Genomic DNA, 19,072 nt, shown 5'->3' on the forward strand with positions numbered 1-19,072 from the left:
ATGAGAGAGATAAATACGCCAGTAACTGTCATGACGAATCAGAACAAGCGAAGTAGAACAGGGAGTGCAAGAATGAAGCGCAATATCTTCATTCTTTCCTTTATCCTTCCCACTTTGTTATTGTACCTGGTCTTTACCGTTTATCCGATGTTTAAAGGCATTTATCTTAGCCTTTTTGATTGGTCCGGGGGCTCTGAAACCTATAACTTTATCGGTCTTGGTAATTTCAAAGATATGCTGCATGACGCAGTGATTCTTAAGACCATTCGGAATGACTACATTCTGGTTATCGGCAAAGTCATTGGATTTATGATCTTATCGATGTTCTTCGCCATCGCACTAACCCGCTTCAACCTGAAAGGCTCCAACTTTTATCGTATCGTTTTCTTTGTGCCCAATGTGCTTTCTGTTGTTGTGGTTGGGGTTCTCTGGCGTTATGTCTATAATCCAAACCTGGGATTCCTCAATTCCTTTATCTCCTTATTTACCGATAAAAAGTTTGAATTCGCTTGGTTAGGCGATAAATGGTCGATTTTCGCACTATTACCGCCGTCGATTTGGGCAGGCGTAGGTTTCACGATTATTTTGCTGGTCGCTGGCATTCTTAGTATTCCATCGTCGTTGTTCGAGTCAGCAGACATCGACGGTGCGTCACAGTGGCATCAATTCTGGTTGATAACCCTCCCTCTTTCGTGGGAGCAGATCAAAACATCCGTGCTCTGGATCGTCATGACGACGCTGAATGGATCGTTTGTTATCGTGACGATCATGACCTTTGAAGGCGGAGTGGATAATGCCACACAAGTAATGGGCTCCTATTTATATCTCAATGCCTTCAAGTTCGGCAAGTTTAGTTATGCGTCTGCCATTGGCGTTCTTATTCTGGTCCTTTCATTGATCACGACAGCAACACTACAGAGGTTGATGAAGAAAGAAACCATTGAATTAACGTAGAGGGGTCATGTTTATGAGTCAAACAACGGTTCATCCTGTCTTTCGTTTGTTTTTCAAACTATGTCTTATTGTCTGGTCCATTTGCATTTTGTATCCGCTGTTATGGACGGTTCTAAGTTCATTGAAAGATAATCAGCAGTTTTTCCTGGGAAAACCTTGGGATCTGCCGAAACTTCCCTTAATCTGGTCGAATTTTTCCTTTGTATGGGAGAAATATCATTTCGGCCATAACTTTTTAAATTCTCTATTCGTAACCGTAGCAAGTACGCTTATCGCCGTCCTTTTATCAGCGACGACAGCCTACGTGATTGCACGATTTACGTTTAGAGGCAATGGGTTACTGTATTATTCCTACCTTTCTTACATGATGATCCCCACGTTCTTAGGCATCATTCCCTTATTTTTTCTTCTGAATGATTTGCACCTAACGAACAATTTGATTGGATTAACCCTCGTTTACACGGTAACAGCTGTCCCCTTTGCTGTATTCGTCCTCGTTAGTTTTTTCAAAACGCTGCCAAGCGAACTCGAAGAAGCGGCATCTATAGATGGGGCCACCCACTATGGCATCTTTTTTCGAGTGATGCTTCCTCTCGCTAGGCCGGGATTGATTTCAGTTGCTATTATCACGGTGCTCAATATTTGGAATGAATATGTATTTGCACTAGTGCTTATTAGTGACCCCACGAAATATACGATCCCGGTTGCCATTGCTGTTATGCAGGGTGAAATGCAATACAGGACGGAATGGGGGCCCCTTTTCGCTGCATTATTGATTTCGATGGGGCCGCCGATCTTATTTTACAGTCTGTTTCAAAAACAAATTACAGGAGGAATCACGGCTGGAGCTTTAAAAGGTTAATAAGAAAACGATAAAAATGGAGGAATTCAACGTGAGATACTCTTTTTTTAAAAGAAGATCAGTCATAGCTCTACTGGTATTTTCCTTACTAGTTTCCTTATTCCAATTGCCTTCTGTCTCCTATGCAGCAAATGCGGCTCCCAATGTAGTTCCCAGCTTGCGAGAGTGGATAGGGGGAACGGGCGCTTTTCAATTAAAAGACTCCTCGCGAATTGTGATCGATCCCTCCTACAGTGCAGAGCTTGCGGATACGGCAGCAACTTTCAAAGATGAACTCTTGTTGGTTGCCGGCAAAGATGTTTCTGTTGTTCAGGCAAGTACAGCCAATGCAGGTGATATATTCTTGACACTGAATACCACAGATTCGGTAATCGGCGACGAAGGATACGTGTTGGAATCAGCAGCCTCTATTTCCATTAAAGCGCATACGTCCGGCGGTGTCTTTTACGGGACACGGACGATCTTGCAAATTTTACAGCAAGATGCTGTAAGATCAAATATTCCTCGAGGCGTAGCCAAGGAATACCCGCAGTATGCTCAACGTGGCATTATGCTTGACGTCGGCCGCCGATATTATTCCATGAGCTACTTGGAAGATACGATCAAACGGCTTGCATGGAATAAACTGAACACGTTTCAAATTCATTTCAGCGAATGGAACGGATTCCGGCTGCAAAGCGATACCTATCCTGGACTTGCTTCGACGAAGTCGTACAGCAAAGCCGATATCGTGCGATTGAATGAAATCGCGGACCGCTATCATGTCTTGATCATTCCCGAATTAGAAATGCCAGGCCATGCGGCCATCCTCAACAAATACAACCCAACTATGAAATTCGCCTGTTCTTCCATGGATAAAGATACGACAGGTTGGGATATTCCACAATTTACAGTCGATTATACGAAGCCGGAAACACGTGCATGGATCAAAACGCTTCTTGATGAGTTTGTTCCGTTGTTTAAAGGACCTTACTTCCATATCGGCTCCGATGAAATTCAATCAGAATCCAAAATGAATGCTTGTCCAGAGCTTGTTTCTTATAAAACAACGAACAACTTGCCAAAGGTCGGAGACAGCTTCATCCAGTTCATTAACGAAATGAGCGAACATGTGAAACAGCTTGGGAAAACGCCTATGAACTGGAACGGATTTGAAGATTACCATCCGAGCATAGCTCTGAATACGGATAATGTAATTACGGTTTGGAGTGATGAGGCAAGCTCCTCTAAGCAGGCTATTGATTTTGCCAGGGATGGATATAAAGTGTACGCCTCTCCGGGTGATGTGTTGTATGTAACGGCAGGTAAAGGCCTATTGCCAAAAACAACATCCCTGTATGAGACTTGGGCTCCGGCTGTTCATGCCAATGTGATGGGTTATTTCCTCTCCATTTGGTCCGATTATTGGAATCTGGTCAAGACACCGGATGGAAGAACCGGGTATGAAAGTGGCAGTGCGTTCAATGGTCCGGAAGTGGGTGATGGTGAATATATCATTCCGGAATCCAACTTTGAGGATGCATCCAGAAAGCCACGGCAAGCGCTCTCTGAAAGAATGTGGGGAGGACCTAGATCGGCCAGCGTTGCTGAGTTCTTCAACCGAGTGAGTCTGATCGGAGATGCTCCTTCTGTCGTTAACCCTGCGCAAGCAGATCCTTTAGGAATCACAGTAATCAATAACGATGCGAAAGGAACAGATATCAATAAAATTAATTATTCACCCATCAGTACAAGTGGCAGCACAGGTTGGGTCGTTTCATCGGATAGTTATTCGGGCTTGGCCAATAGCTATTTTGAAATCAAATTTATCGGGACACAGATTAAACTGCTTGGAGGAATAGCTCCAGGGCATGGGATTGCGGCCGTATCAATCGATGGCGGCGGTGAAGTAGATGCGGATTTGTACGCACAATCTCGCCAAAATACGACGGCTTGGTATACTTCGCCAGTGCTGCCGTATGGTGAACATATCGTCAAAGCCAGAGTAACGGGAAGAAAAAATAGTTCGTCTACGGGTACATTTCTTTCACTTGAACGTGCCGAAGTTTACAATCGGACAGTGATTGAGAACAGCACGAGCGGAGTAAACAATAAAGAATTCAATTTTACAGGTACGTGGAATCATGGCAATATCAGTGCCAGCGCAACAACGAATGATGCTTATGAAATAAAGTTTGAAGGAAAACAACTCATTCTGGTTGGCACGAAAGGACCTGATCAAGGAATTGCGGGCATTTCCATTGATGGTGGCGTGGAGCAAATGATTGATTTATATGCTTCATCTGCTCAGAGTGGAGTTAATTCGTACGTATCACGGATTTTAGGTAAAGGTCAGCATACAATCAAGGTTCGAGTCACGGGAACAAAAAATAGTGAATCAACAGGCAATAAAGTTTCTGTTGACCGGGCGGAAATCGTTCCTTTTGAGCAAGTTGCCGTCACAGGTGTACGTATGGATCAGGAACAATTGCGTCTGAAAGCTGGAAAATCGGGCGAGCTTGAAGCCATTATAGCACCTCTTCAGGCAACGAACAGAAACGTGACATGGAGCAGCAGCGATGAGACCGTAGCCACTGTCGTTGACAGCGGAGATGGCAAAGCTGTTGTCACCGGGCTCAAAATGGGCAGCGCGACGATTACCGCCACTACGGTTGAAGGCAGTTATACAGCTGTTAGTCAGATAACCGTAGATGCTGCAGATCCTGGAACTACGCTCAGCGGTGCAAGCTCCGTTAGCCCAGGCCAAACATTCACGGTTCGTCTGGGATTAAGCAATGTGACACACCGTGTATATGGTGAGGATATTAAGCTTACTTATGATACGAACGTTATGGAATTTGTATCAGTTGCTTCAGCGAAAGCGGGAGTGAGCCTTGTAGGGTCGAAGGATCAAGCGGGTACGCTTCGACTGATTCTTGCAAGCGAAGGAGCGGGCAATGCGATTACGGGCACAACGGACATCGCAGAAATCGTCTTTAAAGCGAAGAATTTGCAGCAGTCGGCAAACGGTCTGATCTCGGTCACCGATGCAACACTGGGCGACGAGAATGGGATCGAATCCAAAGCTGATCTTTCGTCAATGACCATCCAAGTAACGACAGTACCTGTGGGCATCCCGGGAGATGCGAACGGAGACAACAAAGTAAGTGTCGGCGACCTTGGTTTCGCAGCAGCCAATTATGGCAAGAACTCCTTAAGTCCGGATTGGGATATTGTCAAAATCGTAGATATGAACAACGACAATGTGATTGACATTATTGACCTAGCAACCCTCGCACGCAAAATGGTTCAATAACCTGATAACTAGAAATGCACGCAAGTTTATACTTTGTGGTATTGGGGGGTATTTCATTGAAAATTACATGTAAGCAAGTTTACCTATCTACGTTCATGGCGACACTCTTGACTACAGCGAGCCTTCCCTTCGGGGGTCCCTTTATGGGACAAGCTTATGCAGCTGTTGTTGATTCGGACAATGGGGTTAAATTGAAGTTTGAGAATAACACGGTTGATAACTCTGCCCATGCAACAAGTGTTACCTCACATGGGAATGTGACCTATGTACAGGGAAGAGATGGACAAGCCATTAAACTCAACTCCACTAGTTCGGATAGGCAATACCTGGATTTGGGGAAACCGGCGAATCTGCAGTTCGGCACGAACACCAGCTTTACCTTGGCATTTTGGATTAAATCACCCGGTGTATCCAGCGATCCGCCGGTGATTTCAAACAAAAATTGGGATAGCGGAAGCAGCGTGGGCTACGTATTGGCATTAATGCCGAATAATAGCTTGAAATGGAACTATAACACGCAGGGCGGCTCCCGTATGGATGCCGAAATTCCGAATGTGGCTAATGGAAAATGGCATCATATCGTTGTTTCTCATGACAGAGCCACAGGAAGGGTAGATTTCTACAAGGATGGCCTTCCCGTCGATATTGCTGTGAAAGCAGGAGCTTTGTATCAAGGAATCACGAATAGTATGAATATTGCCGGACGGACAGGGACCATTGATGCTGGGTTAAACACTATGATCGGTAACGACGGAACGGGCGCCTATGGGGTCGATACGTTTCAAATGCAAGTTGACGAAATGCAGATTATCAATCGGGCCGTAACAGAGCAAGAAGCCGGGGAATTGTTCAGCAGTGCACCAATAGAAGAGAACTCAAACGAACCATTTAAGGGTTCCTTAAACTTAATTAGCGCCGAACATGCCGTGCAGGGAAGTACGTTCCGAGTAAATTTGGATCTTCGTACGCCGCTAATGAGTACTTCCATTGATAAATCCGTCGTTGAACTCAGTTATGACAGCAATTTATTTGAATTTGTAAATGCAACGAAAGCCGTTGCGGCAGATACATCCATGCCAGGTATTGTCAAGTTAGAAATACCCGGAGGTATCATCTACGATCAGACAGATCCGCTTGAGTATGCCAAATCAAGAATTTCCGAAGTGTATTTCAAAACGAAAGCTGCTTCCGGCCAAGGGCAAATTAAAGTCAGCAAGGCAGAGTTCTATTCTGGCACCGCCAAGTTAGATAATGAAGTCTTTCAGTCACAGCCGAAGACAGTTCAAATCCATCCCAAAGCAACAGAAGACTTGAATCAGGACGGCATTGTTACAGTAGGAGATTTGGCGCTTGCACAGAGCTCTTCCGAAGCGTTGCAGAACCAAATTGCCGCAAATGCGAAGTATGCCCCCTATAAGCGGGTTGTGGTTATCGGAATGGATGGTGGCGGAGTATCCGTAATGCCGAACGCACCGTACTGGGAGACGCCAAATTCGCTCAAAGATCAGGTTGGCAATCGATTGGTTGCGCCGAATATACGAAACCTGATTGAACATGGCGCTGTCAGTTATTCGGTCAAAACCACGCTCCCTTCAAGCTCATCTCCCAACTGGGGGGCTATGCTGACCGGTGTTGATTACAGCAAGCATCAAATCGGCAATTCAGAAAGCGAGCTTTATTATTATTCCGAATCATCGCCATATCCTTCTATTTTCAAAAAGTTAAGGGAAGTTATGCCGGATAAGAAATTGGCAGCTTTCGCCGGATGGCCAAATATTCTGAATGGGCATATTGAACCATCCGTGGGTGTTGAGATCGGTACTGGAACGGATGAACAGGACACGGCTTCCTTCGTAGACTATGTCAACAGCGGCAAAGCGCTTGATACATCGCTAATGTTCATCCATCTGGATAGTATGGATCATGCAGGACATGATTACGGTTTCTATACCAAGAAATATTACGAACAACTAACGAAAACGGATCTGAACGTAGGAGCGATTATGAACTCTCTGCGGGATAATAACATGCTGGAAGATACGTTGGTTGTAATGCTGCCCGATCACGGCGGAGGGACGGAGAATCCAGATACAACACTAGGAAGCGCTACTTCTCATGGTCAAGATTCAACGCTGGCGACAACGACTTTCATTGCGGCGAACGGGAGAACCGTTGCAACCGATCAGGGCAAAGAGAAAATTTTGCAAGGCGGGACAACCAAAGATTTGAACGCAACGGTTTTAAAAGCATTAGGTATTAACGCGATGGGCGATTCAAAAGTGATTAACGGCATGTTCATCGATCAGAAGGATCAAAACAGAGCGGATGCCCCGGAACTAATGTTGACCAAAGTGCTGGTTCCCGAAACGCAGCAGTTTAAGCATTATGAATTGGCCATTAGCGGCCAACAGTCGCCAGCGAAGGCGATGGACGTGGTACTAACGACTGTTGGGATGAATGTCTACGGGGTCGAATCGCTTCAAGCTGGCGTAAGCGTGGTTCGCAGCGAGTCGGCGAATGGCCGAACAAGAGTTATTCTGAACTCGGAAAACGGGATAACGGCGGATTCAGCTTTATTGAAAATCCAAGCTACACCTGTGAGCGAAAATGCTTCAGCTTCGCTGGAAACAGCCGTGGTCGCTGACTCGGCAGGAAGAGAAGTATTGCCAAATCTGTTAAACGAGGTGCGGGAAGATGTGCCTGCAGGTCCATATACAAGACTCAATAGTGTGAAGGCTGTGGATGCAGGCGAGGAGTTCGTTGTACGTCTAGGAGTCGCAAGAGTGACGGATGCCGTGTATGCGCAAGATTATATGTTAAACTACGACGCGAACCTGCTTGATTTTGTTTCGGCTAAGTCTGTGAAGGAAAAAGTGAGTTTGATTGAAACGCAGGACACAGGAGGTAAGGTGCGTTTTATTCTGGCCAGCGAAGGACCGGCAGGTGCTGTTACGGGGAATGAGCAGATCCTTGAAGTAACGTTCAGAGCGAAGACGATCTCACAGTCGGCTAGCGCAGCGATTACGGTAGAAAGCGCTAAGCTTGCTGATGCAGCTGGGGTAGAAACGTCGATTGGCGCATCCACCATCAGTGTTAATATCGAGTCTGCCCTCCTTGGCGATGTGAATGGTGATGATAAAGTTAGCATCGGCGACATCTCAATGGCTGCTGCTCATTATGGTAAAACAACGAGCAGTCCGGATTGGCAGACCGCGAAGGCAGCAGATGTAAACAGAGACGGCAAAATTGACATCAGTGACCTATCTGCCATTGCGATGAAATTGTTAGAGTAACCGGAAGCGAGGCGAGGAGATCAGATAAGGTTGATGTTCTGGTCTCCCTCCTTTGGACACGAGAGGATGGATTAGGATGAGGCATAAAATCATTTTTGGTACATTAGTCTGCAATCTGAGTTGCTTCGCAGCCTTATTATCCCCTGCTTATGCGGAAAATGCATCGCAATTTGGTCTAAAGACTTCGGCTGCTGAATCGACAGGTGAATTTACCGTTACGCTGCAAGGTACAAATCTTCAGGATTTGTATGCTTACGAAGCTAAAATCAGCTTTGATGCGAGCAAGCTTGACGTTGTCAAAGCAGATACAAAAATTGAAGGCTTCTCGATTTCTCCCATCGTCAAGAATAATGAAGTGATTTTTGCTCATACGAAAGTCGGCAGTGTAAGTGGTGAGAAGGGGAACCTCGACATTGGCACGATAACTTTTAAGGCTAAAAAGGCGGGGACTTCCCATCTTACTTGGACGTCTGTGAAAATCGTGGATCACAATTTGCAGAATCAATCCATTGCACTTGATAAATCTTTTGATTTTACCAAAATCTTCAGTGACCTTGTAGATCATTGGGCCAAATCAGATGTGATGTCAATGGTTGATAAAAGCATAGTGGAAGGAATGGACGACGATCATTTCGCTCCGGACGCCACGGTAACAAGAGCACAATTTGCAACCCTGATTGCCAGAGCATTAGATTTGAAAAGCAATACTGTACAGCTACCTTTCTCAGATGTTGCAGCGGGCTCCTGGTACGAGGATACTGTGAAAAAAGTATATGCAGCAGGACTTATCAACGGCGTTTCCGAAAGTGAATTTGCTCCGGAGAAGAACATTACGCGTGAAGAAATGGCAGCGATGCTGATGAGAGCGAAGTCGTCTGTGACGGGGATCCGAATTGAAGATATGACGAGCAGCTCATCTCTCCAATTTAAAGACGAGGAGTTAATCAGCGATTGGGCGAAAAAAGTAGTTCAACTTGCTGTGGATGCCGGCTTGATGAATGGTCGTACGGCTGAGGAATTTGCTCCGCAAGGACAAGCAACGAGAGCGGAAGCTGTGGTTGTACTGAAAAGACTGCTAGCAGGAACGGAATAGCAACATAAAGGCTGCCATCGCGGATATAAGCGGTTGGCAGCCTTTGTTAGGTTAGACGGCGAAAAGCGCTGGGCGACATACCGAACTTCCTTTTAAACAGCTTGGAAAAGTGAAATTCATCATAAAATTGCAAATGAGCAGCGATTTCTTTGACAGATAAGCTTGTTGTCTCCAGCGATACCTTGGCCGATTCGAGTTTTAGATTCAACATATATTCGGTGGGGGATAGGCCTGTTATCGAACGGAAGCGGGAGAAAAAAGTCGTCCGTGACATGCCGCTTTGGTCGATAAGTTCATCAACCCGGATGACTTTTTCCAAATTTCGGTGGATGTAGATCATAATTTTATTAAGCTCTGTATGGCGGGCGGGAAGGGCCGCAGAATGCTCCTTAGCGAAGAGAAGCATCACTTCCTGTAAGATGATATTTGCAGAATACGCGTATCCGAATGGCTCAGCAATCAACAGATCGATGATCCGTTCACAGAGTTGAATGGCATCGGCTGCTTTCCCTGTCGAAACCACCTTGTTTACGGGAAGCTGCAGAGCGTGCATGGCATCCATCGAACTGAAATCAAGGAAATAAAATTTCCAGTCATTGCCCTGGCAACTGTACGTAGTAGGTATCCCATCTGGTACGAAAAAATAAGTGCCTGCGTGCAACTCAAAGTGCTGCTCATCTTGCGTAAGAAGTCCTTTCCCTTCATAGGTGATAAAAAGGCCAGGAACCTCGAATCCTTTTCCTTTCGTTATATGGTAGGAATCGTTTGCTTGCACTTTCCAGATTGAAATAAAGGATGTAAGTGGGATTGGCGTACTTCCTAATCCATAAGGGATATTCATGAAGGACATGAAACAACGCTCCTTGCTTAATGTTCTAATGTACATTTGAAGAGGTAGATAATAGCGGAAATGGATCATTTATTTGTACAATTATACATGAGTTTATGCCGTCAATCCATGGATGGAAATCCATATTTCCTCTAAACTTAAATCAATACAACAAGTAGAGGAGTGTATGGACAATGATGGTGAAAGTAGGAAATCGCGAATTAGAGCTGAATGGCGAGCAATTGACGGAGCTTAGAAGCTCCAATGATATTTTGCATGACAAGCAGGCGTTGCGAGAGCGAATGGAAGAAGACGGTTATTTATTGATCCGCGGATTTCATGAGAGAGACAAGGTGTTGGCAGCTCGGACGAGCATATTGGAGAAAATGGCACTAATGGGCAAGCTGGATCGCGACACGCAGTTGGAAGAGGGTGTGATGGCCGACGGCAGCAAAACCATTTTCATGGGAGGCACGAATGAAGATCTGCCCGCCCTGTTGAATGTATTAAATGGCGAGCATATCATGCGCTTTTTCGACGAATTCATTGGGGAAGAGTCGCTTACTTATCACTACAAATGGCTGCGTGCAGTAGGCAAAGGGGATTTCACCGGAGCGCACTACGATATTGTGTATATGGGTAGAGGAACAAAAAATGTCTACACGGTATGGTCGCCCCTTGGAGACGTTTCGTATGAAATGGGGGGATTGGCTATTTGCCTGGGTTCTCACCGTTTCGAAAAATTGAAAGCATCGTACGGATCCAAGGATTCAGACCGCGATGGCATCGGCCATTACACCGATGATCCGCTAGTCATTACGGAGAAATTTGGCGGTAAATGGGCAACCACCGAGTTTCAAGCTGGGGATGTACTGATTTTCGGTATGTTTTTGATGCACTGTTCCCTTGAAAATACGACGAACCAGTATCGCATTAGTGTTGATGCGAGATATCAATCGGCTAGTGAGCAGGTTGACGAGAGATGGAGCGGCAAAAAGCCGAAGGGCCATTTTAAATAAAAGAAGAGGCTGTCTCAGAGTCAGAAATGACTTAGGAGATAGCCTCTTCTTTTTCCGCAGTGACCAGGTGTCATTGGAATTGAATGACGATAGAGTCCATGATCGGTTCATATCCAATTTGCCTATAGACATAATTCGATGTTGGGTTGCTTTGATCTGCGTATAAGCTTGTTGTTTGATACCCGCGATTCAGCAGCCGCTGCGTAAGGTCTGATACACAATCGGAGGCATATCCTTTTTTTCTTTGATTGCTGGGCGTGTATACGTAGGAGATGGTAATATTGTGTCTAGTAGGGCGAGTGGCAGTAGCCATGGAAACCAACTCTCCATTTACTTCCCATGCCACTAAATTTCCTTTATTAATGAGAAAGGTGGCTTTGATAGAAGCGTCATCTGAACTAATAGGTTGATTCGTTTCCAGGCAGAATTGATAGACCCATTCTTTTATAACAGGATGGTCGCTAGCTATTACTCGCCGAAGTTTTCCGTTTGTTTGTAAGGTATTTTTAACTTTTTCTAGTTTGTAAATGATTTGTTCCATGTGGACATTGGCACGGGTCCCCTGATCTTGTGAAACATACCTAGCAAGTTCGGTGGTTAGTTTCTTTTCGCCAATTAAACCCAGGATGGGTTGAACGGTCTGCACCAACTTTTCTCCAAGTTCCTGTATGTCCTGAGAAGATAGTGCTGTGGGTTTGGATAAAATAATTTGTTTGGGTTGTGTCTGAAGCAAAACCAATCCTATGTCATCATTTTTCCGTACAGCAGCCATGAAAAGAGGAGTTGTATCTTGCTCGATCAGAGTTTGCAAAACACCTAGCAATAAATTGTTGGCGGCTTCATCTTGTTCCAAGAAAGAGCTCACCTCTTTTTTAAATGCGGTCACACTCTCATACTTGTCAAAACGTATCAACGGCACCATCCCCTTCGAAATATCAGCGATTATGAATAAAAGGTTAATACATCATAAGTTCCCACATATACTCAAGTAACATTTTGTAAAAAGCTGCTCGTTATTACCTAACCGAAGGTGAGGCTGTGTCCATGCATAAGAGGTTGGAATCTGATGCGGATCTGTTTATCGCAGCTTTATCGCAAACACCGGTCTCTGTGCTGCAGACGGATGCTGAAGGAGTTTACTGTGAAGTAGACCGCGGAATTATAGAAAAGTTCACCAACAAATCCGTCCGCTTAAGCACGATTATGGATGAAATTGCTTATTACTACCGAGACGATGGGACCATTTTTCGGGTGGAAACGAACTAAAAGCGTAAGTATCTTGCGAATAATTTAATGTTAGGCGAAAGAATCCACAATATCAATAGGGAAATGGGAGAGTGACCATACATTGGGTAAATGGAAAGCGGGAACCGTCGGCTTCGTTTGTGGCGCCTTATTTTTCTCAGGGCTTACTTACGCGGCGACGGATTCGGTCGGCATAGACGTTTATTTTCGGAAATTGCAGTATTATTTCGATGGTGAGAACAAGCAGCCTCCGAAGGATCTACAAGGGTTTATTTACAAAGATACCACGTACGTACCGCTAAGATTTTTGTCTGAATCGCTGGGGAAACCGGTAAGTTGGGATGATGCAACAAGCTCTATCTATGTTGGGGACAAGCCGGTGCAGAATCCAACGTCAGGATCGGGAGTATTGCAAGTATTTCCAAAGGATAACCCATGGAATACCGATATTTCCAGCTACCCTGTCCATCAGAAATCAGCGCAGTACCTCTCCTCAATAGGCCTAGGTGCAAGTCTGCATGCGGATTTCGGGACGATGTGGGAAGGCGCGCCAATCGGCATTCCTTACACGATCGTTGGCGGTGATCAGCCGAAAGTTAATGTGACATTCACAGACTATGGCGATGAGAGCGATCCAGGTCCCTATCCGATCCCGCCAAATGCGCCAATCGAAGGCGGACCTAACAGCGACGGCGACCGTCATGTTATCGTAGTTGATAAAGACAATCAATACCTGTATGAATTATACAATGCTCACCCGACTGCAGACGGTTGGCAGGCTTCGAACGGCGCCAAGTGGGACTTGAAATCCAATGCCATGCGGACAAAATACTGGACATCTGCTGATGCAGCCGGTCTGCCGGTTTTCCCTGGTCTCGTCCGGTATGATGAAGCTTCTACCGGTGAAATTAACCATGCCCTGCGGTTCACCGTGCGCAAAACACAAAAGGGCTTCATCGCCCCAGCCACCCATTATGCATCGAGCAATACGGACCCTAATCTTCCGCCCATGGGACTGAGGCTGCGGCTGCGGGCCGATTTTGACATTTCCGGCTACTCGATGGCGAATCAAGCCATCCTTCGCGCGATGAAGAAATATGGCATGATCGTCGCGGACAACGGCAGCGATCTCTATGTTAGCGGCGCGCCTGATCCGAAATGGGATGACGATGACTTAAGCAAGCTGAGCAAGCTCAAAGGCAGCGATTTTGAGGTTGTGGACACCGGTCCGATTGAAAAATAGAAGTCTAGCGGGACCAACAATAAAAAAACAGCTGTCCAAAGTACCCTTTGAACGGCTGTTTTTTTTGTTTTCGATTATTTCAGGACCTTCATCATCGCGGAGATCATGCCAAAATGATTGGCTTCATGCATGATACTGAAATTTATTAGCTGTTCAATTGTTGCAGCTTTCATCATATTCTCCTTGACTGCAACATCCAGCTTATCACCCAAGGATTCACGGATTTGGGCAGGCTGCTCCTTCAGCTGCGCGATGATCACATCCCACGCAGGAGGTTCTTCTTGCCAATCCGCAGGTTTTGTGCCATTGCCAAAAAAGGAGATATAGTTCGCCGGAACTAACGAAGGTTGTTCGGAAAGCGCGAAGATGAGGCGATCCGTCACCGCAAGTACGTGACCGATTTGCCAATGAATGCTGTTGTTAAACCCAGCCGGCACGACATTTCTTTTGTCCTCAGGACATCCTTCTACTAATTGCAGTAATCGATTACGGTATCTGTCCAATGCTCCGAATAAAAAGGTATCTTGCATTCTAATCCATCCTCCTGATAATTTGAAATGAAAAGCGATCGGTTTCTATTGTACCACTCGCAGCAGCTTCCTGACATATTCCTTCGGCGTGCAGCCATTATAACGTTTGAACAGCTCATAAAAGTGGGCCATATTCTCGATCCCAACAGCAACGGCAATATCGGTGACAATGTCGGTTTTGGTAATGAGCAGCTGCTCGGCTTTTCGAATCCGCTGCCGGTTCACATAATCCGTGAAGGAGACGCCAACGCATTTTTTGAAAAATTTAGAGAAGTATGTATAGCTCATTCCTGCGCTCCGGCTAACTTCTTCCATGTCGATTTTTTCTCCTAGATGGGCTTCGACATAATCGAGAATGGGCCTCATAACGGCCGCGTCCACAAAGCCGAAAGGCTGCAGCAGCTCACGCCGGTCATGGCGCAGCAGCGTTAACAGCAAATGTTTAATGTGCATGCTCATAGCAATTTCATAGCCTTTGGTTTTGTCCATCATTTCGGCATGAATGTCGACGATGATGCGGCCGATTTCCTGCTTGGCGCGCTCATTTTCAAGAAACATATAGTTCAGGTCCTCGAGTGGGCGCACCATTTCCGAAAAATGCCGATAATACATCATCATCGCAGGATCAAAATAGGGCTGAAGATCGACGTGGAGCACGATATAGACGAGAGGTTCGTCTTCCGGCTTATGACTGTGATGAAGCTGGTTAGAACCGATAAGGACGACTTCTCCCGGAGAGAGGTGATAAAGATTGTCCGGCGTACGAATATCCAGTTTACCTTCTTGCACGATAATCAGTTCCACCTCTTTATGGTAATGCCATTGCTGCGCAAGCTGTCGACTCTTCGGATTGGTATTGGTGAACTGCCAAACCTTCATGCATAGATGTTCATTCTGATAATAAATGGGTTCTTTGAACGTTTCCATAAGTAATACCACCTAATCATCACTGCAAATTTGGATATAAACAAGACAAACCTTGTCATTTTTGAAAAGCTGTCGAATCGGTATGATTGCTTTAATTAGTATACAACAATTGAAAGGGCGAGTGAGAGATGAAAGTAGCAGTAGTCGGCTGTGGCGGTATGGGTCAGTGGCATGCGAAGTGTTATGCAAAGATGCCCGGTGTAGAGTTGGTTGGCGTATGTGATGTTCAGTTGGAGTCTGCGGTAGAAGCTGCCAATAAAGTAGGGACGGCAGCGTTCAGTTCATTTGAAGAGATGCTTTCGGCGGTCTCGTTTGACGTGGTTAGCGTCGCAGTACCAACCTTTGTACATAAAGAAGTTGTGCTTCAAGCCGCAAGAGCGGGGAAGCATGTTATTTGTGAGAAACCGGTTGCGCTTAATCTGGAAGATGCGCAAGATATGATTTCCTGCTGCGAGGAAAATGGGGTTCGCTTATTCATTGGTCATGTCGTGCGGTTTTTCCCTGAATATGCGCAGATGAAGCAGCAGATGGATGCAGGCCAAATCGGCAGAGTTGGTGTTGCGAATGCCCGGCGCGTGGGCAGTCATCCGGGAGAAGCCAGACCTTGGTTTCTGGATGCTGACAAAAGCGGAGGCGTAATCGTCGATTTGATGGTGCATGACATCGATTTTATGCGTTGGACACTCGGCGAGGTCAAATCGGTTTACGGGATGAACAAATGTGAGGGAACGATGGATTATGCGCTTGTTACGCTAGTTTTTGAAAGCGGCGCAGTGGCTAATTTGGAGGCCTTCTGGGGATATCCGGGCTCCTTCCGTTATGCGGCGGAGTTTGCAGGTTCCGAGGGACTTGTCCGGACGGACAGCATGAGCGCGCAATCTTTGCAAATACGCAAGGCAGCTCCTCCAGAGAGCGGGGGGAAAGCGGTTGAAATTCCGCAAAGTCCGAACTTCTTTGATCCGTATTACATCGAGCTTGAACATTTTCTGAGTTGTATCCGCGACGGCAGCCAACCGATTGTAACCGCTCAAGATGCATGCGAAGCATTAAGAATCGCCAAAGCTGCGCTTGACTCGATTCAATCCGGCAAAGTCGTGCTGCTGTAAAAAAGAGCCAAACAATCAGGGAGGAACTTATCATGGATTTATTGAAAATTGGCATGATTAGCTTCGCGCACGGTCATGCATTCAGTTATTTTAATAGCTTACTAGAACTGCCTGAGGTCAAAATCGTTGGGATTGCCGATGAAGTAACAAGCCGGGTTGAAGATCTTGCCCAGCGCCACGAAGTACCGTATTATGCGGATTACCGCGATCTGCTCGCACAAGATGTGGACGCTGTGGTCATTTGCTCGGAGAATGTTCACCACGCCAAGCTTGTGATCGATGCGGCCAATGCAAAGAAGCACGTGCTTTGTGAGAAGCCGCTCGGCACGACAAAAGAAGAAATGGAGCAAATGATTGCGGCCTGCAAGCATAACGGAGTGCAGCTTATGACAGCATTCCCTTGCCGCTACCTGGCTGCAGTCGTACGGGCGAAAGAAGCCATTGAGCGCGGTGACATCGGTGACATCGTCGCGATTAAAGGGACGAATCACGGAGGGAATCCCGGCGGATGGTTCATCGATAAAAGCTTGTCGGGAGGCGGGGCCGTTCTTGACCACACCGTGCATGTGATGGACTTGATGAACTGGTTCCTACAGTCCGAAGTGAAGGAAGTGTACGCTTATGCAGCTACGCTTTTCAGAGAAGAGCTTGAAGTGGAAGATGCCGGCATGCTGCACATCAAGTTCGAGAACGGCGTATTCGCGGTTCTGGATACGAGCTGGTCGCGTCCGAAATCGTTCCCGACCTGGGGAGACGTGACGATGGAGATCGTCGGCACACAGGGGGTCATCACCGTGGACGGCTTTGCGCAGAAGAATGACCTGTTCAGCAATGCAGCAGGTAAAGGGCAATACACCTTCTGGGGAGACAACATGGATGCGTTTATGATCCGTGACTTCGTTAAGGCGCTGCGCCAAGGCGAGCAGGTACCGGTCACGGGTGAGGATGGATTGAAAGCGGCGCAAGTGGCGCTTGCCGCTTATGAGTCTGTTAAGCTTGGTCAGCCTGTGGCGATGTAGGAAGCGAGTTCGTTTCATTTAGTTCCTTGGACTAGATGAAACGGGCTTTTTTTGCTATCGCTCGAGCAATTCCTCCTTGGTCAGGGGAACTACAGGGCGCTATTTCATCGAAATAGTCTCTTTTTCGAACGGAGGGGAACTATGATCCGCTATTTGTCCGTTTTTCAGAAGAAATTGGGATTAGGCGGTCAAATAAGGTCCTGTAGTTCCGCTTGAACGCGGAAACGGCGGAATTTGTTAGCATAGCGGCCTGTAGTTCCTCAAGCTATAGAAATCGCTCATTTTTACACACTTGATTATAGAAATCCAATACTCTTGATGTTTAGAAGAGCGGGGTATTGGAGCTATGATTAAAATGAGCAGTCTGGCATTTTTTATCGTGCCGCTGAAATTATCTTGTTGGGGGAATAGGTATGGAAAGTGAGCGAATCCGATTTGGGTTAATGACTGATATTCATCAGGATTTGATGTATAAAGCGAGTGAACGGCTTCAGGCCTTTATCGACGAGTCGATTCAAGAAGACGTGGATTTTATCATCCAGTTAGGTGATTTCTGTTTTCCGCTTCCGGAAAACAAGCCATTCCTTGATATATGGCAGCAATTTGCCGGGCCGAATTATCATGTGCTGGGGAATCATGATATGGATAAATGTGATAAACAGATGATGATGAGTTTTCTCGGTATGAAATCCAATTATTATTCGTTCGACTGCGGGGATTACCATTTCGTTGTTCTGGATGCCAACTATTTCCGCGTGGACGGTCAATATGTGGATTATGCGTTTAGCAATTATTCAAAAGAGGGGCATACCGTCAGTCATGTGACGGATGAGCAGTTAGCGTGGTTGAGGATGGATTTGTCCCAAACGGACAAACCTACGATTTTGTTCAGCCATCAAAGCCTGGAAGAGATATATGTTGGATCTAATGTCGGTATTCATAACAGCGACAAACTTCGTGAGATTTTGCGAGAAGCCAATCAATTAGCGGGTTTCCGTAAAGTGATTGCTTGTATGAATGGCCATAATCATCTTGATGGCGTTAAAGTGATCGATAATATTTATTTCATTCATATAAACAGTAGTTCTTATTATTATCTAGGGTCTCAGTTCAATACAGTGCGGTATTCCGAGGAAATCACAGCGATGTATCCGATTCTCAGGCAATCTGTTCCCTACGAAGAACCCCTTTATGCCATAATCACACTGGAGCCTGGACTCCTGACGATAAAGGGAAAAGAGTCAACGTATGTAGGCGCTGATCCGCTTGAAATGGGGCACAATAATGCCAATGCGGGTCATGTAGTATCAGCAAAAATATCAAGCAGGGAATTGAAATTTTAAATGAAGCAAGGGAAAATGCGGCGTTTACTCTCACAATGTGGGGGAAACGCCGTATTTTTGTATAGCATTTAATAGAGCGCGCACGCCTCAATTCTTTTTTATAAACCCCAAAAATGATCATTTGAAAAATCTACTACCCTAATTACTATTATATTAATGGACTTGAAAATACTTACAGGGCCGTTTCTGTAGAAATCACTCGTTTTTACATACCGAATTATAGAAAAACCAGATACTTGTTGTTTAGAAAAGATAGGTATCGGGCTATGATGAGGTCACACCAAAGACAACCTGCTAACAACAGGCCAGCGAGG

General features: G+C 45.8%; 15 protein-coding genes. 11 read left to right on the forward strand and 4 right to left on the reverse strand.

Annotated features, from left to right (window positions below):
- The first annotated feature begins 30 nt into the window (after positions 1–30).
- The 5 genes from ACKTT9_RS13135 (at position 31) to ACKTT9_RS13155 (ending at position 9,497) form a co-directional block, all read left to right on the forward strand.
- A complete protein-coding gene (locus ACKTT9_RS13135; RefSeq protein WP_407873031.1) occupies positions 31–954 on the forward strand; it encodes a carbohydrate ABC transporter permease in 924 nt (307 codons plus the stop codon).
- 13 nt (positions 955–967) lie between these two features.
- Positions 968–1,816: a carbohydrate ABC transporter permease gene (locus ACKTT9_RS13140; protein WP_407871935.1), complete on the forward strand. Its 849-nt coding sequence runs from the start codon at positions 968–970 to the stop codon at positions 1,814–1,816.
- Positions 1,817–1,847: 31 nt separating this feature from the next.
- Entirely contained in the window at positions 1,848–5,111 is a 3,264-nt protein-coding gene (locus ACKTT9_RS13145) for a family 20 glycosylhydrolase (RefSeq protein ID WP_407871936.1), read from the forward strand.
- Between the two features lie 143 nt (positions 5,112–5,254).
- A complete protein-coding gene (locus ACKTT9_RS13150) occupies positions 5,255–8,404 on the forward strand; it encodes an alkaline phosphatase family protein (protein WP_407871937.1) in 3,150 nt (1,049 codons plus the stop codon).
- Positions 8,405–8,480: 76 nt separating this feature from the next.
- Positions 8,481–9,497 (forward strand): S-layer homology domain-containing protein, encoded by a 1,017-nt coding sequence (locus tag ACKTT9_RS13155; RefSeq protein WP_407871938.1) that lies wholly within the window; start codon positions 8,481–8,483, stop codon positions 9,495–9,497.
- Between the two features lie 46 nt (positions 9,498–9,543).
- Here the strand turns inward: ACKTT9_RS13155 and ACKTT9_RS13160 are convergent, their stop codons facing one another.
- On the reverse strand, positions 9,544–10,347 hold the full coding sequence (locus tag ACKTT9_RS13160) for an AraC family transcriptional regulator (RefSeq protein WP_407871939.1): 804 nt from the start codon (positions 10,345–10,347) through the stop codon (positions 9,544–9,546).
- Positions 10,348–10,520: 173 nt separating this feature from the next.
- Here ACKTT9_RS13160 and ACKTT9_RS13165 point away from each other — a divergent pair, with 173 nt between their 5' ends.
- On the forward strand, positions 10,521–11,345 hold the full coding sequence (locus ACKTT9_RS13165) for a phytanoyl-CoA dioxygenase family protein (protein WP_407871940.1): 825 nt from the start codon (positions 10,521–10,523) through the stop codon (positions 11,343–11,345).
- 70 nt (positions 11,346–11,415) lie between these two features.
- Here the strand turns inward: ACKTT9_RS13165 and ACKTT9_RS13170 are convergent, their stop codons facing one another.
- Positions 11,416–12,198, reverse strand: coding sequence for a GNAT family N-acetyltransferase (locus ACKTT9_RS13170; protein WP_407871941.1), 783 nt, complete (start codon positions 12,196–12,198; stop codon positions 11,416–11,418).
- A 191-nt stretch (positions 12,199–12,389) separates the two neighbouring features.
- On the opposite strand from ACKTT9_RS13170, the gene ACKTT9_RS13175 reads away from it, so the two are divergent.
- Complete coding sequence (locus ACKTT9_RS13175) at positions 12,390–12,611, forward strand: hypothetical protein (protein ID WP_407871942.1); 222 nt, start codon at positions 12,390–12,392, stop codon at positions 12,609–12,611.
- An 82-nt stretch (positions 12,612–12,693) separates the two neighbouring features.
- Entirely contained in the window at positions 12,694–13,833 is a 1,140-nt protein-coding gene (locus ACKTT9_RS13180; RefSeq protein WP_407871943.1) for a stalk domain-containing protein, read from the forward strand.
- 74 nt (positions 13,834–13,907) lie between these two features.
- Here the strand turns inward: ACKTT9_RS13180 and ACKTT9_RS13185 are convergent, their stop codons facing one another.
- The gene (locus tag ACKTT9_RS13185) at positions 13,908–14,363 is read right to left on the reverse strand and encodes a DinB family protein (RefSeq protein ID WP_407871944.1); all 456 of its coding nucleotides are present in this window, start codon (positions 14,361–14,363) and stop codon (positions 13,908–13,910) included.
- A gap of 45 nt (positions 14,364–14,408) precedes the next feature.
- Positions 14,409–15,290, reverse strand: coding sequence for an AraC family transcriptional regulator (locus ACKTT9_RS13190; protein ID WP_407871945.1), 882 nt, complete (start codon positions 15,288–15,290; stop codon positions 14,409–14,411).
- Between the two features lie 128 nt (positions 15,291–15,418).
- Between ACKTT9_RS13190 and ACKTT9_RS13195 the strand changes: the two genes are divergently transcribed.
- From ACKTT9_RS13195 to ACKTT9_RS13205, 3 genes are all read left to right on the forward strand, one after another.
- Positions 15,419–16,396 (forward strand): Gfo/Idh/MocA family protein, encoded by a 978-nt coding sequence (locus tag ACKTT9_RS13195; protein WP_407871946.1) that lies wholly within the window; start codon positions 15,419–15,421, stop codon positions 16,394–16,396.
- A gap of 32 nt (positions 16,397–16,428) precedes the next feature.
- Positions 16,429–17,415: a Gfo/Idh/MocA family protein gene (locus ACKTT9_RS13200; protein WP_407871947.1), complete on the forward strand. Its 987-nt coding sequence runs from the start codon at positions 16,429–16,431 to the stop codon at positions 17,413–17,415.
- 413 nt (positions 17,416–17,828) lie between these two features.
- Positions 17,829–18,758, forward strand: a complete 930-nt coding sequence (locus ACKTT9_RS13205) for a metallophosphoesterase family protein (protein WP_407871948.1) — start codon at positions 17,829–17,831, stop codon at positions 18,756–18,758.
- Positions 18,759–19,072 lie beyond the last annotated feature (314 nt).

It is taken from the genome of Paenibacillus sp. P36, from assembly GCF_045866505.1.
GTDB lineage: Bacteria > Bacillota > Bacilli > Paenibacillales > NBRC-103111 > Paenibacillus_E > Paenibacillus_E chondroitinus.

Coding starts and splice junctions, on each gene's coding strand:
- ACKTT9_RS13135 (WP_407873031.1), top strand. CDS start 31: ATGACGAATCAGAACAAGCGAAGTAGAACAGGGAGTGCAAGAATGAAG.
- ACKTT9_RS13140 (WP_407871935.1), top strand. CDS start 968: ATGAGTCAAACAACGGTTCATCCTGTCTTTCGTTTGTTTTTCAAACTA.
- ACKTT9_RS13150 (WP_407871937.1), top strand. CDS start 5,255: ATGGGACAAGCTTATGCAGCTGTTGTTGATTCGGACAATGGGGTTAAA.
- ACKTT9_RS13155 (WP_407871938.1), top strand. CDS start 8,481: ATGAGGCATAAAATCATTTTTGGTACATTAGTCTGCAATCTGAGTTGC.
- ACKTT9_RS13160 (WP_407871939.1), bottom strand. CDS start 10,347: ATGTCCTTCATGAATATCCCTTATGGATTAGGAAGTACGCCAATCCCA.
- ACKTT9_RS13165 (WP_407871940.1), top strand. CDS start 10,521: ATGATGGTGAAAGTAGGAAATCGCGAATTAGAGCTGAATGGCGAGCAA.
- ACKTT9_RS13175 (WP_407871942.1), top strand. CDS start 12,390: ATGCATAAGAGGTTGGAATCTGATGCGGATCTGTTTATCGCAGCTTTA.
- ACKTT9_RS13185 (WP_407871944.1), bottom strand. CDS start 14,363: ATGCAAGATACCTTTTTATTCGGAGCATTGGACAGATACCGTAATCGA.
- ACKTT9_RS13190 (WP_407871945.1), bottom strand. CDS start 15,290: ATGGAAACGTTCAAAGAACCCATTTATTATCAGAATGAACATCTATGC.
- ACKTT9_RS13195 (WP_407871946.1), top strand. CDS start 15,419: ATGAAAGTAGCAGTAGTCGGCTGTGGCGGTATGGGTCAGTGGCATGCG.
- ACKTT9_RS13200 (WP_407871947.1), top strand. CDS start 16,429: ATGGATTTATTGAAAATTGGCATGATTAGCTTCGCGCACGGTCATGCA.
- ACKTT9_RS13205 (WP_407871948.1), top strand. CDS start 17,829: ATGGAAAGTGAGCGAATCCGATTTGGGTTAATGACTGATATTCATCAG.